Raw genomic sequence first — 18470 nt, 5'->3', positions numbered from 1 at the left:
ACATATAAGTAGGGGATCATCTTATCATTTGGAGGTTTCTCATTTTGATTGAAGTATATATTGATGGTGCATCAAAAGGAAATCCTGGTCCTTCTGGTGCAGGCGTATTTATTAAAGGGGTGCAACCAGCTGTACAATTATCATTGCCTCTTGGGACAATGTCCAATCATGAAGCAGAATACCACGCTTTACTTGCGGCATTAAAATATTGCACGGAGCATAATTATAACATTGTCTCTTTTCGTACAGATTCGCAACTTGTCGAGCGAGCTGTCGAAAAAGAATACGCAAAAAATAAAATGTTTGCACCGCTATTAGAGGAAGCACTGCAGTACATAAAAAGTTTCGATCTCTTTTTTATTAAGTGGATTCCAAGTAGTCAAAATAAAGTTGCCGATGAGTTAGCTAGAAAGGCTATCTTACAAAATTAACGGGGGTATGAGTGTGAAAAAAGATTGGATTGCTCCTCTTGCTTTATTATTTGTCTCTTTTATTTGGGGAGCTACATTTGTCGTCGTTCAAAATGCTATGTCTTTCGTTGGTCCATTTACCTTTAATGGTATTCGCTTTTTATTTGCTGGAATTATTTTATTATTCGTTCAAATGATTTTCGTAAAAAAAACATCAAAACAAGATATAAAACAGAGTAGCCTCGCTGGATTAATCGTTGGATTCTTCTTATGTGTTGGCTATGTGTTACAAACATTTGGCTTACTTTATACAACTTCTTCAAAAGCAGGTTTCTTAACAGGACTTAGTATCGTTATGGTACCCATTTTGTCTTTTATCTTTTTAAAACAAAAAGCTACTATTTTTATCGTAATGGGTATTGCTGTAGCAACAGCTGGTTTATACTTATTAACGGCTGGTGATTCTTTTCAATTAAACATTGGAGATATACTCGTTCTCGGTTGTGCAGTTGCTTTCGCTGCTCATATTCTTGTTAACGGATTCTTCTCTAAGAAAATATCACCTTTATTATTAAGCACGTCGCAAGTATTAGCTGTCGGCATGTTTTCTTCTATTTGCGCCTTTTTGTTTGAAGATTGGGAAAAATTATTTTCAATAGCACTATGGACGAATTCTTCCTTTTTATTTGCTCTATTTTTAACTTCCCTATTCGCGACATCCATTGCTTTTTTTATTCAAACCTCAGCACAAAAACATACGTCTCCAACGAGAGTAGCAATCATTTTCGCAATGGAGCCCGTTTTTGCTGCCTTAACAGGCGTTCTCGTGGCAAACGAGCAACTTTCTGTTTCTGCTATTATCGGATGCCTATGTATTTTCCTAGGCATGGTTTTTGTTGAATTACCTTCCAAAACAAAAAAAGAAGCGCAGGCTGCATGAAGTTACGCTTGTAACTTCCGCATAAAAGCCTTAGCGCTTTTTTTATCGGTAATTTCTTCTTCTTTCAATCGTTCTAATAACGCAACAAAATAACTCCCATCAAACTGTAATTGATGTTTAATTGTCGCTTCTATTGCTGCGTTCACAATTCCATCAGATGCACCCGTATACCCTTGTCCGAACATAATAAATCCTTGTGCTTCCTCTGATAGTTTAAATCCTTTCATATGTAAGAATGAAAGATAATCTTCTACTGTTTGCATGTTATTCCCACCTACTCAAAAATTCTCCATCTCCTATCATACATGTTTTTACACGCTATGAGAATGAAATTTCTTTGACAACTTTGTAAATCTATCGTCTACTGCATAGACAATAGAGGATTTCCTTGCAATATGAATGAATATGTATAGTGGCACTTATTTCATATTAAAGGGGAGACACGATGAAACAAGCACTATTAATTATCGATGCGCAGCAAGAATTAATGGATGGAAATGAACAAGAACATGAAGTTTTTCGTAAAAAAGAGTTATTATCTACACTAAATACAGCCGTACAGAAAGCGATAGATGCAAATGCCCTTATTGTTTTCGTAAGAGATATCGATGTTGCTTCTGGCAGCGGAGAAGGATTTGAAGTACATAATCAAATTAAAGTACCTCAATCTGCAATCCTTATTAATAAAGCAGCAACAAACGCATTCTATGGCACTTCTTTACTCGAACTTTTAAAAGAAGAAAAAATTAACCATATCGTTATCGGTGGATGTAAAACAGAACATTGCATCGACACCGCTGTTAGAACAGCTACTGTACAAGGATTTGACGTTACATTAATTAAAAACGGTCATTCCACAACTGATTCTAACGTATTATCTGCAGAACAAATTATTGGTCATCATAATAAAACTCTACATGGACATTATAACGTTGATCATTTTTCTATGGTGAGAGATATTGAGGAAGACCTCTTTCAACCAACTCATGACCAATATCGTGATTAAATTACCTAAAAAAGAATCCTTACGTGAAAAGGATTCTTTTTTCATCCAAAAATTTGCGCTGCAATGCTATACAGTTCATTACTCCTTTTTAATAATTTATCGCTATTTTTCATCATAATTGGTGGTGTATGAACCTTTTGAAAACCAGTAATCTCTAATTCTTTCATGAAACCATTCTTTCCTTCTGGTACATCCATTCTTAATTTACCACTATGCTCTCTTGCTAAATAATGTACAATCCTCATTGCCATCGAATCATTTTTCGCAACGACTGGTCCTATTATTTTATTTTCTGATGTTTGTATACTTAAACCGTAACCTAATACATTTTGTTCCTTGTCCTTTACAACGATGCACTGTTCACTTTGCATCATTCTTTTCGTTAAAAACTCTTCTCTATTTGTTCCAAACGAACACTCATCCAATTTTATTATTTCTTCTAAATCACACTCTTCATAATTCAAAATATAATCTTCATTTCCTACACAGTAATCATTCACATTGTACGAGTTACATATGTATTTAGAAACATAGCTTACTGCCCTAAATCCTAGTTTTTCATATAACGGCTTTCCTTCATCCGTAGCAATAAGCATAATGGGAGTTTGAACCGATACGCTCTTCATGCATGCATTCGTTATCGCCTTTCCAATCCCTCTCCCCTTATAATCTGGATGTACAATGACCATTCCGATAGACGTTAATTTCTCCCCATATAATATTATTGCCGCGCTAGCAATTAGTTTCTCCCTCTCATTCCACACACCATATACGATACCTGAATCAAAAATAGTCTCAATTTCTTCTCTGTTATAATCCCACCCAATATAAGAAGATAATGCTACAATATCGTCTATTTGTTCTCTCCTAAGACGCTCCACCTTAATTTCCAATTCAAGCATACTTCATCCCCTTATCTAGACATTTAAATCATTATTACCAAATCAACTTGTACATGTTTCACTTTCTCTTTCACACACATATCCTATTTTGACCAAGACTATATTGTAAATGAGGTGACAACATGCCCATTACGAATCGATTTTCTACCACCACTAACGGCGCACTCGCAATTACAGGTAATACTTTAGGTTTAAGTAAAATTAGTAATCAAAACCGTGCTGGTACAATCGGGGCAATTGGTGCATTCGCAACTACGAATACTGCTTTACAAGTACCTACTTTTCCTGCTGGTACAACATTAAGCTATACACAAAATAGTTCTACCGCTATTTTAAATATCCCTGCTGGTAGTACTATTCTTTATGCAGAACTTGTTTGGGGTGGAAACTATTTATCTCGTGATCAAAACATTACGAGTGTATTAGGAAACCCAGTTTCTTTTACAACACCTGTGTCAACATACTCGATTACCCCTTCAACTGTTACAGCTTCTAATCAAACATTCGTTTCTGGCTCTGTCACATTTGGATTCTATACACGATCCGCAGATGTGACCTCGCTCATTCAAGCTGGAGGGTCTGGCTCTTATACAACCGGGTCTGTCCCAGGACTTGTTGATCCTATAGATGCTTCTAATGGAACAATTAATTCAGCTGGATGGACGCTTATCGTCGCTTATCAAAACGGGACATTACCTGCAAGGAACTTAACCATTTATGTAGCTGGTAACCGTGTTTCTGCCGAAACCGGTAGTGCCGATGTATCTGTTTCAGGATTTTTAACACCTTCAGGGGGACCTGTAAGCGGGAGATTATTTTTAAGTTCTACCGAAGGAGATGCTGATTTAACCGGAGATCAAGCATTATTCGGACCAAATTTCAGTTCATTAAATGCTTTATCCGGGCCAAATAATGCTGTAAATAATTTCTTCGGTTCTCAAGTGAATAACGCTGCCGGAAATTTAGATACAACTGGGACATTTGGAACACGAAATCAAAGTGCTTCTACAAGTACAAATATCTCCGCTGGAAGGCAAGGCTGGGACATTACTTCTATTGATATTTCTCCTTATTTAACAAATTCCCAAGTCTCCGCCGCAATCCGTTTAACAACTAACGGAGATGCATATATGTTAAATACAGTCGGATTACAAATTAATATAAACTCGCCTAACATACAAGCAACGAAAAGCGTGAATAAAAGCGTAGCTGCAATTGGAGATGTTCTCACTTATACCGTTACTATCCCTAATACCGGGCTTCTTCCCGCCAATAACGTTATTTTTATAGACAGTCTTCCTAACGGTACCTCCTTTATACCTGGCACTGTAACGATAGATAACATACCTCAAACAAATGCAAATCCCGCTGCTGGTATATCTCTTGGAACAATTAATAATAGCGCTTCTCGTACAGTAACTTTCCAAGCAACTGTCGTTTCTCTTCCAAGCCAAAACCCTATCTCTAACACTGCTAATATTACATTTCAATATACACCAATTGCCGGTGGAACGACTTTTAATGGTCTTGCAACAAGCAACTCTGCAGGAACACAAATTAACCTCGCAGATATTAATGGTACAAAATCAGTTAACAAAATCTTTACCGATATTGGCGAAACGTTAACTTATAGTATCGCCTTAGCTAATATAGGGAATATCGCCGCAACGAACGTTTTATATACAGATCCGATTCCTAGCGGGACTACTTTCATTCCAGGAAGTGTAACTGTTAACGGAGTTACTCAAGCTGGTGCAAATCCCGCTACTGGTATATCAATTGGATCTATTGCTGCTAATTCTACGACTACTGTTTCATTTCAAGTATTCGTTCCTTCTATCCCGCAAACAAATCCAATATTAAATAGTGGTACAACAACTTATCAATACATTCCTGTGCCAAATCAGCCGGCAGTAAGCGGGAGTGATACGACCAATATCGTATCTACTCAAGTGAATAACGCTACTGTAACTATGGCAAAAGCAGTAGATAAAATTTTTGCAGATATTGGTGATACATTAACATACACCGTTTCCTTTACAAGTACAGGTAATACGAATGCGAACAACGTTATTTTTACAGATGTCATTCCTACCGGAACAACTTTTGTCCTTAACAGTTTAACAATAGATGGCACGACACAAGTTGGAGCAAATCCCGCTACTGGTGTGAATATAGGATCTATTCCAACTGGCTCAACAAAAACTGTTTCATTTCAAGTAGTAGTAAACACAATACCCGCGTCAAATGTCGTATCTAATGGTTCAAGTGCTTCTTATCAATATACCGTCAATCCTAGCCAATCACCCACTACAAAAAACATTTCTTCTAATCTCGTTTCCACTCAAATTAACAATGCGAATTTAACATTAACAAAATCAACAAATAAACAATTTGCTACAATTGGCGAAACAATCAGTTATACAATTCTTATTACAAACAGTGGAAATACAGCTGCAACTAACGTACAACTAACAGACCCACTTCCAAATGGAACGATATTGACTCCTAGTACTGTAACACTAAACGGAGTTTTGCAAAATGTAGATTCTCTCGTCGCTTTACCGATTGGTACAATTCCTGGCGGAGCTACATTTACCCTCTCTTTCCAAGTAACAGTTATCAATCTTACTGCACAAAACCCTATCATTAATAATGCTTTCGCCTCTTATCTTTATACTGTAAATCCAAGTCTGCCACCCACTTCAAAAACAGCAAATTCTAATTCTGTTACATCAACAATTAGACTAGCAAATCTTCATGCTACTAAGTCTGTAGATAAAACATTTGCGGAAGTTGGAGATGTATTAACTTATACCTTTGCTCTTACAAACGATGGAAATATTGCGGCGAACAATGTAATACTATCCGATTCAATTGCGAATGGTACTGCCTTTGTACCGAACAGTGTCATAGTTAACGGCATTACTCAGCCAGGCATTACACCAACTAGCATTACTATTGGTAGTATTAATGCCGGTACTACAATCACAGCTTCATTCCAAGTATTAATAACTAGCATACCAAATCCAAATCCTATTTCAAATAGCGCTTCTATTGCCTATAACTTTATTGTGGATCCAAATGCTTCCCCTGTAAGTAAGAACACAACTTCAACCACTACATTTACTCAAGTGAATGACGCAAATGTCATTTCAGACAAAGCAGTGGATCGAGCGTTTGCTACCGTAGGAGATATATTAACTTATACCGTTACTTTGACGAATGCAGGAAGTGTTTCCGCTGATAGTCCTACTTTCGTTGATACGAATCCTGACGGTACTACCTTTATCCCAAACACTTTCCTTATTAATGGTGTACTCCAAAATAACGCCGATCCAAATGTCGGTGTTCCGTTACCTTCCATTCCTGCTAACGGCTCACTTACCGTCTCTTATCAAGTAACTGTCACCTCTTTACCCACACAAAACCCAACAATAAATTCATCTAGTACACAGTATAGCTTTATTTTAAATCCAGGCGACCCACCAACTATAGAAACATCTTTAAGTAACACTGTAAGTACACAAATCAACTTAGCAAATGTAGTTATTGTCAAACAGGTAGATGTAACTATTGCAGATGTTGGGCAACCGATCACATACACAATTGCCCTAGCTAACCCTGGAAATACTCCAGCAAATAATGTAGTCGTTACCGATATACTCCCCCCTGGCACAGCTCTCGTACCAAATAGCACTTTTATAGGCGGCGCTTTACAACTAGGTGCGGATCCAAGTGTCGGTCTTCAAATTGGTACGATTCCAGCAGGCGGCATTACAACAATTGTTTTCCAAATTAGTGCAAATAGTTTACCTTCACCAAATCCAGTTCAAAACAGTGCTGCACTTCAATATAGCTTTATCGCAGATCCAAATTTACCTGCTGTTGTTAGAAATGCAACTAGCAATATCGTAGCTACACAAATTAATAACGCTAATATTGTTGCTACGAAACTAACGAGCACAAATTTCGCTGATGTTGGCGATGTCATAACTTATGCAACAGTTTTAAGTAATAATGGCAATATCCCCGCCTCTAGTGTAACGTTTACAGATATCATTCCAGCTGGTACTATCTTCCTTCCTAACACTGTAACGATTAACGGTGTCCCTATAGCAAATGCAAATCCTGCTAACGGCATTCTTATTGGTACGATAGGAGCAAATTCATCACGTACTGTTGCATTCCAAGTTTTTGTACCAACTATTCCTGCTTTAAATCCAATTACAAATCAATCAGGCACTACTTTCCAATACACGTACGACCCATCCAAACCAACTGTCATGCAGATGGTGGCATCTAACACTGTACAGACAACTATTAATAATGCCTCTATTACCGCTACAAAATCTGCTGATAAACAGTTTGCGAACGTAAATGATATTATTACGTATACGACTACTTTAACGAATAACGGAAACACACTTGCATCAAATATAGTATTTACCGATGCTATTCCAAGCGGGGCGTCTTTTATTACAAATAGTGTAACAGTAAATGGTACTCCACTCTCTAATGCAAATCCAGCTAATGGCATAGCAATTAATCCAATAACCCCCAATGCAAATACGACCATCTCGTTCCAAGTGCAAGTAAATTCCATCCCGAATCCAAATCCAATCCCAAATCAAAGTAACACAGCGTACCAATATATCGTAAATCCTAACTTACCTCCAGCATCCTCTAATGCGCTAAGTAACGTAATAACAACTCAAATTAACAATGCTACGATTATCGCTACGAAATCAGTGAACACACCGAACGCTGCAATTGGAGATATCGTTACTTATACGATTGCAGTTACGAACACAGGAAATATCCCTGCTAGTGCTACAGTTTTAACAGATGGACTTGGACCAGGTGCATCCTTCGTCCCAAATTCCGTTACGATAAATAACGTATCTCAACCTGGAGTAGATCCTTCATTAGGGATTCATTTAGACGATATCTCACCAGGAGGCACTACTTTCATTACATTCCAAGTGAACATCCTCGCTATTCCACCTAGTGGAACTTTAACGAATAATGCTCTTGTAAACTACGAATATGCAGTGAATCCAACTGAAACACCAGCCGTCGGTAGTACTATTACAAATACGACAGTTACACCGATTATTGATGCTACTTTAGTAATAAATAAAAATGCTAGTACAACTTTCGCTACAATTGGGGATACAATTACATTCACTTCATCTGTTACAAACACAGGAAATACAACTGCTAACAACATTGTTTTTACAGATTCCATTCCAAATGGCACTGCCTTTGTCCCAAATAGCTTTAAAATAAATGGTGTAACTGTCCCGAATGCCAATCCACAAAACGGTATTACTATTGGTAACTTGAATTCAAATGCATCGGTTACACTTAGTTTCCAAGTAAATATTACAACTCTTCCAAATCCTAATCCAATTCCGAACAAATCATCTCTTCAATATAGCTTTATTGTTGACATAAATGAACCGCCTGTTTCACGCACCGTTAAATCCAATAAGACTTTTACACAAGTAAATACTGCCTCCGTTATCGCAACAAAAACTGCGAGCAGTACATTTGCTGCTGTTGGAGATACAATTACGTATACAACTACGCTCACTAATAGCGGAAATACTACCGCTAACACACCTGTTTTTATCGATATATTACCACCTGAACTTTCATTCGTGCCTGATAGCGTACAAATTAATACGATCCCACAACTCGGCTTTAGACCAGATAGCGGAATTTCTTTAGACGCAATTCCAGTTGGAGGAACGACAACAATTAGTTTTCAAGCGATCGTCGGCTCAATACCAGCTACAAATCCAACTTTAAATCAATCCAGCACGACATATTCCATCATTGTGGATCCTACCCAGCCGCCAGTGACAGAAACAGCTACAAGTAATCCGACTTTAGTACAAATTAACGAAGCAATCATCCAAGCAACGAAAAGCGTGGATCGTCTATTTTCTGACATTGCTCCTGGAAATTCATTTTTAACGTATACAGTTTTATTAGAGAATATTGGAAACGCAACTGCTACAAATATCATTTTTACAGATGCAATTCCAAATAATACCGTATTTATAGAAGATAGTGTTCGAGTAGGCGGGGTTTTATTACCTGGAGTAAATCCAGCGAACGGGATACCCATTGGGGATATTATTGCAGGAGATTTTATAAACGTCACTTTCCGTGTGCAAGTAGTTAGCATCCCAAATCCTATTTTTACAATCGGACCTGGAGGACCAAACTCACCAGTTGTAAATGGCGCTTCCATTGAATATCAATTTATGACAGGTCCTAATTTACCACTTGTTTCACGAAGTACGACATCTAATTCGGTTTCGACACAAATAAATGCTGGGGAAATCGCACTCGTTAAATCTGTAGATAAAACTTTTGCAACGATTGGCGATACCATTTCTTATACAATCACATTAAGTAACCCTGGAAATGTCACTTCACAAAATATAATTTTCACGGATATTTTGCCTGATGGAACGACATTTATATCTGGCACTCTTGTAAATGATTCTGGTGCGCAGCAAATTGGAAATCCTGGGAACGGGATTCAGATTGGAAATATAAACCCTGGTAGTACGGTTGCCATTACGATAAACGTACTTGTTACAAACATTCCAAGTATAAACCCAATTTCAAATTTTAGTTCTGTACAGTTTGCACATGTGGTCGATCCTAGCCAACCTGCCGTATCACAAACAAATATATCTAATACGGTTTCAACAAAAATTAAGAGCGCTATATTAACAACTACAAAAAGTGCCGATAAATCGATTATTTCTGTCGGAGATACGATTACGTATACAACTACGATTACGAATACCGGTAATACACCAGCAACGAATATAACATTCACAAGCGCTATTCCAGCAAACACTACATTTATACCAAATTCGGTCACAATCAACGGTGTTCAGCAATTTGGTGCACAGCCAGCACTTGGGGTAACTATACCAAATATCGCTCCTGGTGAAACAGTAACTGTTACTTTCCAAGTAAATGTTATTTCAGTGCCCCCTTCAAGTTCGATTATGGGTAACGATACGATTTTATACTCTTATACTGTTGATCCAAGCACAGCTCCTGCTACTACTTCTACTTCAACGAATATCGTTACAAACCCTGTACTAGATGCTATGATAACAATGGGAAAATCGGTCGATCAAACACTTGTAACACTAGGTGATACGATTACCTATACGACACTTTTAGCGAATAATGGGAATACAAACGCTACGAATATTACGTTCACTGATCTTATTCCAGACGGCACAACGTTCGTTTCGGATAGTGTCACAATAAATGGCATCACACAACTCGGCCTTAACCCTAATACAGGTATTACGATTGGGTCAATTGCTCCTAACAGCTCAATAGCAATAGCATTTCAAGTTATCGCTACTTCTACACCAGCCCAAAATCCTATTTCCAATTCCGCTACTGCTTCTTACACATTTATCGCTGATCCAAATGCACCAATTGTTTCAAGAACTGCTACTTCAAATACAGTGTTTACTACCATTAATACCGCTACCATTCTTTCATCAAAACAAGTCGATAAATCATTTAGTCATATCGGGGACACACTCACTTATACTGTTACTTTAACAAACAACGGAAATTCATCCGCACAAAATGTTATATTCACAGATACTGTGCCGAGTGGAACTACATTTATTACAAACTCTTTTTCTATTAATGGCATTCCCCAAAGCGGTGCGGACCCATCGAACGGTGTAAATATTGGGCCTATAACAGCTGGGAATACAGTAACAGTTTCGTTCCAAGTTACTGTAACGTCATTACCAACCGAAAATCCAGTTGTAAATTTCTCATCAACATCGTATCAATTAGTCTCACCACCTGATGCAGAAACTTCAATTAGCAATCCTGTTTCAACGCAAATGAAAGAAGCTATATTATCCATGACGAAAAACGAAAGTGTATCTTTTATAGATGTCGGGCAAACTGCTTTTTACACTACTTCTATTTCGAATATAGGAAATACAGATGCAGCCAACATTGTATTCACAGATGTATTACCGAGCGGACTCACATTTATTCCTAACACATTAACTGTTGATGGTATTTTACAACCTGACGCGAATCCAAATACCGGTGTATTACTTGCAACACTTCCGCCTAATGAAATATATAGTATCGTATTTCAAGTTGCGGTTAACAGTATCCCACCTATTAATCCGGCACCAAATACAGCATCAACGACGTATGAGTTTACTGTTGATCCTGTTACCACTCCCGTTTCAAGTACAGCTAATTCTAACACTACGCTTCTTCAAATAAACAACGCAACTATTATTAGTACAAAAACAGCTAATCTTGCTTTTGCGGATGTTGGTAATACAATAACATTTACACTTAACCTTCCTAATACCGGGAATGTGGCTGCAACTGATGTTACCGTTATCGATATTCTTAATAGCAACTTAAGTTTCGTTCCAAATAGTTTCACTGTTAATGGTCAAACCATTCCAAACGCTGATTTATCTACTGGTGTAAATATCGGTTCAATTAATGGTGGAAGCACATCAATTGTCACATTCCAAGCCATCGTTTCAACCCTACCAAACAACAATCCTATTTCTAATTCGGCTCTTACCACTTACCGTTATATTGTTGATCCAGATCAGCCGTTCATTTCAACTTCTAATCAATCTAATACAACGACGACACAAATTAATAGCGCTATCCTTACTGCACAAAAAAATTCAAATGTAGCAACAGTAGATATTGGGCAAGATATTATCTACTCCGTTACGATTACAAATAGCGGAAATGTTAGTGCGACGAATGTTATTTTTACTGATATGATTCCAGACGGAACCTCCTTTGAACCGAATAGTTTTACACTTAACGGAACTACCATCCCAAATGCAGACCTAATTACAGGCGTTCCAATTGGAGATATCGTACCAAACCAGTCTGTCATCGTAGCATTTCATATTAATGCCGATGAAATTCCGCCTATAAATCCAATTACCAATCAATCTAGCGTTAGTTTCCAACATATCGTTAATCCAGCTAATCCTCCCGTTTCAAAAAACATTACTTCAAATAGTGTTACAACAACAATTGAAAGTGCTATTTTAACTACTACTAAAATCGGAGATAAAGCTTTTGCAACGATTGGTGATACGATTACGTATACAACTACGATTACGAATACAGGAAATATTCCTGCTAATAACGTTATTTTCTCAGACCCGATACCATCGTGGACACAATTTGTTGCAGGATCAGTTATTGTTGATGACACTCCATTAGCATCTGCTTCTATCATTGACGGTATTGGCATAAATACGATTATTCCAAATCAAACTGTAACAATCGTATTTCAAGTGCAAATTGTAAGCAACCCAACAACATTCACACCTGAACTCCAAAACTTAGGATTTGTGAACTTCCAATATAATGTAGGAAATGCATTACAGGCTCAGCCTGGCAATGTGGAAACGAACGTCTTCGTTACTTCTATTAATTCAGCAATACTTTCAGCTGTAAAAACTGCTAATACTGCCTTTGCAAACATCGGAGACACGATCACTTATACAGTTTTAATTCAAAATAACGGGAATACAAACGCTACGAATGTAAATTTCTCAGATTCGATTCCAGCAGGAACGACTTTTGTTGAAAATAGTTTCACTGTAAATGGAAGTACCATCCCAGGTGCAAATCCAAATAACGGAGTGAATATAGGAACCGTGAATACTGGTAGTTCCTCAACCGTTACGTTCCAAGTCATCGTTACATCTACTCCACCTTCGAACCCAATTACAAACGTTGCATCTATTCAATACGAATTTATAGTTAATCCGGCCTCTCCTCCTGTTACAGGTACAATAACTTCTAATAGTGCTTCCACACAAATTAATAACGCTACTGTTACAACTGTTTTAGAAGCAAATCGATCAATTGTATCTATCGGAGATATCATTACGTATACAGCAACATTAACGAATACTGGAAACTTCCCTGCAAATTCTGTATTACTCATTAATGGAGTTCCTGAAGGAGCATTATTTGTTCCAAATAGTGTTACGCTTAACGAAATTTCACTTCCAGATGCAAGTCCAACTCTCGGTATTCCAGTTGGCATTATCGCACCAGGTAATTCTGCTACGATTACGTTCCAATTTCTTGCAAGTTCTATTCCACCGCAAGGAGCAATTATAAATCAAGCACTTACAAGTTACACGTATATTGTTGACCCAAGTCAACCTCCAGTTACAGCAACATCTTCATCAAATACGGTAAATACAGCTGTCGTTGATGCATCGCTATCTGTAATTAAAAATACAGATTCCCTCGTACAGTCTACTAACGGTACAATCACTTACACTGTAGTTGTTCAAAATAACGGGAATACAACTGCAAATACAGTTACTTTAACAGATCTAGTCCCAGAAGGAACTGCATTTATTCCAAATAGCGTAACGATTAATAGTGTTTCAGCTCCAGGTACTGATCCAAACGTAGGAATCTCATTAAACTCTATTGCGCCTTTGGAAATCGTCATCGTCACATTCCAAGTTATCGTTCAATCCATTCCAAGTGTGAATCCAATTTCTAATATAGCCCGTATTGACTATACTTTTATCGCCGATCCAACTGCCCCTATCATCTCTCGAACCATTACGTCTAATCCAGCTTTCACACAAATTTCGGATGCGAATGTTCTTTCTTTAAAAGCCGTCAATGCACAACAAGCAACAACAGGGGATATTTTGACCTATACGATAACACTAGAAAATACCGGAAATATTCCAGCTACTAATCTCATATTTTTAGATACAATTCCAGAAGGGACTACATTCGTAGAAAATAGTTTTACACTTAATGGAACAGCTATACTTGGTGCAAATCCGAATGCAGGTGTTACTTTGCCTAACCTAGCAGCAAACGCTACTCACCTTATTTCGTTCCAAATTCTTATTAACGATCCATTCTCACAACAATCGATTACAAATCAGTCTAATACAACATATACAATTCAACCAGACCCAGGACAACCGCCAATTACTGAAACATCTACAAGTAATATTGTCATTACAAATTTCGTGCAAGCACAATTAACAGTTACAAAAACGTCCAATCCAATAACTGTAGATATTGGCGGAACTATACTTTATATTTCTGAAGTGAAAAATACCGGAAATGTTGACGCAATAAATATTACTTTTACAGATTCTATTCCAGCTGGGACTACATTCGTTCCAGACAGTGTCACAATTAACGGTGTACTTCAGCCTGGTGTAAATCCAGAAAACGGAATACCAATTGGAACGATTCCACCAAACAGTTCCAAAACAATACTATTTCAAGTACAAACAAATAATCCACCAACTGAAACCGAAATTGTAAATCAATCATCTGTAAATTACCAATATGTAAGTATTCCTACAGCTCCACCAGTGAATCGCACTGCAAATTCTAATATCGTTACAACATCACTTCAAAATGCAAATATTATTTCTGTTAAACAGGCGGATGTTACTTTCGTATCAATCGGGCAAATTATTACCTACACAAATACACTACAAAATATAGGAACTGTTCCAGCTAACAATACGGTGTTCATTGACAACATTCCAGAAGGGACTATATTTATTGAAGATAGCTTATCAATAAATAATATAATTCAGCCTGGTGCGAACCCTGAAAATGGAGTAACTCTTGGCACGATACAACCAGACGAAACAGCCACTATTTCATTCCAAGTACAACTTATAAGTATACCAGAGGGCAACACAGTCATTAACATTTCAGACACTTCGTATGAATACCAAATTGATCCTAGTTCTCCTATTATTCAGCGCAGATCGTTATCAAATGCAGTAAATACTGAAGTGCGGACGGCAAATGTTAGTGCAATTAAATCCGCTAACAGATCTATTACACGCATAGGTCAAATCATCACATATACAATCGCAGTTACAAACGCTGGTACAGTACCTATTACAAATACTCTCCTAATTGACGCAATTGCTGCTGGCACCACATTCGTTCCAAATAGCATTCTTGTAGATGGCATACCAAGACCTAATGAAAATCCAATTACCGGAATCACCCTTGATATTATCCTTCCAAACAATACAATTATCGTTACATTCCAAGTAAATGTAGTCTCTATACCTTCTCAAAATAACATTAATAATATCGCCGTCATCCACTATGAGTATCAACCAGACCCAAGCTTACCACCAATTTCAGAAACGACATCTTCCAATAGTACAAATATACAATTTATTGATGTGATTCTTATCGCTACAAAATCCACTAATACAGTATTAGCTAATATTGATGAAACCATTGAATATACAGTACTCATTCAAAATAACGGATCCACTACAACTAACTCCATCTTTTTTACAGATACTATAGAAGATGGAACAGTATTTATTCCGGGAAGTGTAACAGTTAACAACACTGTACTTCCTGCAGCAGATCCGAATATCGGCTTTTCCATTCCTAATATCGCATCAGGTCAATCGACAACAATAACATTCCAAGTTTCCGTTACGAATTTACCTGCCGTAAACCCAACACCTAATACTGCAAACATCGTCTACGACTTTATTTTCAACCCTGACTTTGCACCAATTCAAAAATCTACTACTTCCAATACTACTTTCGTTCAAATTAATGACGCTGATATCGTTTCACTTAAAACTGTTGATTTGACTTCTGTAGCAATTGGTGACATTTTAACTTATACAACAACTTTAACGAATACAGGAAATACGGATGCTACTTCTGTTGCATTTACAGACAATATTCCTGTTGGAACAACTTTTATAGACGGTAGCGTTTTAGTAAATAATATTCCACAACTTAACGCGAATCCAAGTACTGGTATACTTGTAGGAACGATTGCTCCTAACACTTCTATCCCAGTCACGTTTTCCGTTACCGTGGTATCTCTTCCAGCTAGCAATCGTATCCAAAACCAATCAACTTCTCGTTATACAATTAATGGTGAGGAACAAATATCAACTAGTAATATTACCTTCACTGAAGTTATTTCTGCTAGTGTAATTGCGACAAAAACAACGCCTATCCAATATGCTGACCTACAAACGATTATCCCTTACACAATTTCCATCACAAACAATGGGAATATACAAGTTGAAAACATTATCGTTACAGATATCATCCCAGCAAATACGAGCTTTATAGAGAACAGTGTTATTGTGAATGGCACGGCTCGTCCAAATGACAATCCACTTAGCGGGATACAACTTGATAACATTCCACCTAATACAACAGCAACAATTCTATTCCAAATACGGGTGAATTCGATTCCGCAAACCAATCCAATCTCTAACACAAGTACAATTGAATACCAATACACGTTACCGAATCGACCACCTATTACTGAAACTATTATTTCATCAGCTGCCGTAACAACAATTAATCACGCAAATTTGAATAGTAATAAAGCTGTTGACCTTGCATTTGCAACGGTCGGTGACACATTAACGTATACGATTACACTCAATCAAACTGGTAATGTTGCAGCAAATAATGTAACCATTCAAGATATGATTCCTCAAGGTACTACATTTATAGAAAATAGCGTCATTGTAAACGGAGAGGCCCTTCCGGGAGTTAATCCAGTAAGTGGTATACCAATTGGCACTATAACTGTTGGTGGAGATGCTAGTGCTTCATTCCAAGTTTCTGTAACTTCTATTCCAACACCAAATGAACTCAACAACAACGCAATTACTACCTTTAACTATATAGTCAACCCAAATAACGTACCTGTTACAAATACAACTACAACAAATACCGTCACAACAACTGTTCAAAATGATAATGTCGTTGCCATAAAGTCTGTTAATGCTACGAATGCATTACCTAGTCAAAATGTAACCTATACAATTACGATTACGAATAATGGTAATGTGACTATTGAAGATATTATTGCTATAGACACCGCACCAGTAGATACAACCTTCGTTACGGGAAGCGTTACGATTAACGGAATCACTCAGCCTAATGCAAATCCTGAAAACGGTATTTCGTTAGGAAACCTTGCTCCTAATGAATCTACTATTATTACTTTCCAAGTAACAATATCTCCTTCGACTCTTCAACCTGCAATCAATAACGATGCTTCTGTTTCCTATGCTGTTACCATTGATCCGAATGAACCGCCTATTACAATTACAAAGCAAACAAATACCGTTACAACAACAGTAGTTGATCCGATGGTTCGCATTGAAAAAACAGCAGATAAATCTATCGTAGCAACAGGGGATACGATCACTTTCACATTAGAAGTGATAAATCATTCACCAATTCCTACAATCAGTACTTCAGTCCTAGATATCATTCCAACTGGTACAACATTTATAGAAAACAGCGTAACCATTAACGGCACTCCGGTTCTAAATGTCCGTCCAGACACTGGTATTAATATTGGTGCTTTACCAGCTGGTTCAGTAGCAACAATAGCATTTAAAGTTCTTGTCACTTCTATCCCTTCAAACAGTACAATTATCAATTCCGCAACAGTTACAGCCGCATTCCAGTTGACACCACAAGATCCAATTATTACTTTCATTGTTAATTCAAATATCGTTCTTATACCCGTTCAATTTATAACTGCGACAGTAGTGAAAGGTGCTTCCGTTAGCTCAGCTTATTTACACCAATATTTTGATTATACGGTGCGTATTACGAATACTTCTGATATTTCACTTTCAAATGTTTCTTTACAAGATACCATTCCAACAGGTTTACAATTTATGAATGGAACTGTCTTTATTAACGGCGAACGCTCTCCACTAGCGAATCCGAATATCGGTTTCCTAGTCGCTACTAATTTGGAACCGAACGAAACAATTATCTTGTTATTCACAGTACAAGTAATAAGTCCACCTGTTACTAATGAATTTAAAAATACGGCCAATATTTCATTACAACTTCAAGTCTCGCCTACCGATCCACCAATTACAGTAACCGTTACAAGCAACGAAAATATTGTCACCTTTATTTCAGAAAATCCTAATGAAACACTTCCAAATTTTAATTGCTTCTTTGACGGGGAACGCTTCATACGCATTACTCCTCGAAATGTACGAAATTACTTTTGGACTTGGATTTGGTGGGATTAAATGAAACAAAAAGAGATTGTAGTTTGGTTGAAACCAAATTACAATCTCTTTTTCATT

6 protein-coding genes are annotated in these 18470 nt (G+C 37.3%); 4 read left to right on the top strand and 2 right to left on the bottom strand.

Going from position 1 to position 18470, the window contains the following annotated elements:
- The first annotated feature begins 44 nt into the window (after positions 1-44).
- Together PDL00_RS15015 and PDL00_RS15010 are read left to right on the top strand one after the other, a co-directional pair.
- Complete coding sequence (locus PDL00_RS15015; protein ID WP_000573873.1) at positions 45-431, top strand: reverse transcriptase-like protein; 387 nt, start codon at positions 45-47, stop codon at positions 429-431.
- Positions 432-444: 13 nt separating this feature from the next.
- Positions 445-1350 carry a DMT family transporter gene (locus tag PDL00_RS15010; protein WP_270729815.1) on the top strand — a complete coding sequence of 302 codons (906 nt, stop codon included), beginning with the start codon at positions 445-447 and terminating at the stop codon, positions 1348-1350.
- 2 nt (positions 1351-1352) lie between these two features.
- Here PDL00_RS15010 and PDL00_RS15005 read toward each other — a convergent pair whose 3' ends face one another.
- Positions 1353-1613 carry a DUF6123 family protein gene (locus tag PDL00_RS15005; RefSeq protein ID WP_031531799.1) on the bottom strand — a complete coding sequence of 87 codons (261 nt, stop codon included), beginning with the start codon at positions 1611-1613 and terminating at the stop codon, positions 1353-1355.
- Positions 1614-1795: 182 nt separating this feature from the next.
- Between PDL00_RS15005 and PDL00_RS15000 the strand changes: the two genes are divergently transcribed.
- Entirely contained in the window at positions 1796-2356 is a 561-nt protein-coding gene (locus PDL00_RS15000) for a cysteine hydrolase family protein (RefSeq protein WP_270729812.1), read from the top strand.
- A gap of 41 nt (positions 2357-2397) precedes the next feature.
- Here the strand turns inward: PDL00_RS15000 and PDL00_RS14995 are convergent, their stop codons facing one another.
- A complete protein-coding gene (locus PDL00_RS14995; protein WP_270729810.1) occupies positions 2398-3258 on the bottom strand; it encodes a GNAT family N-acetyltransferase in 861 nt (286 codons plus the stop codon).
- 122 nt (positions 3259-3380) lie between these two features.
- On the opposite strand from PDL00_RS14995, the gene PDL00_RS14990 reads away from it, so the two are divergent.
- A complete protein-coding gene (locus PDL00_RS14990; protein WP_270729807.1) occupies positions 3381-18413 on the top strand; it encodes a DUF11 domain-containing protein in 15033 nt (5010 codons plus the stop codon).
- The last annotated feature ends 57 nt before the right edge of the window (positions 18414-18470 follow it).

The sequence above is a fragment of the Bacillus cereus group sp. TH152-1LC genome (assembly GCF_027710505.1).
In the GTDB taxonomy this organism is placed as follows: domain Bacteria; phylum Bacillota; class Bacilli; order Bacillales; family Bacillaceae_G; genus Bacillus_A; species Bacillus_A mobilis.
The sequence above is the reverse complement of the archived record's forward strand: the minus strand, read 5'-3'. Positions and strand labels throughout refer to the sequence as shown.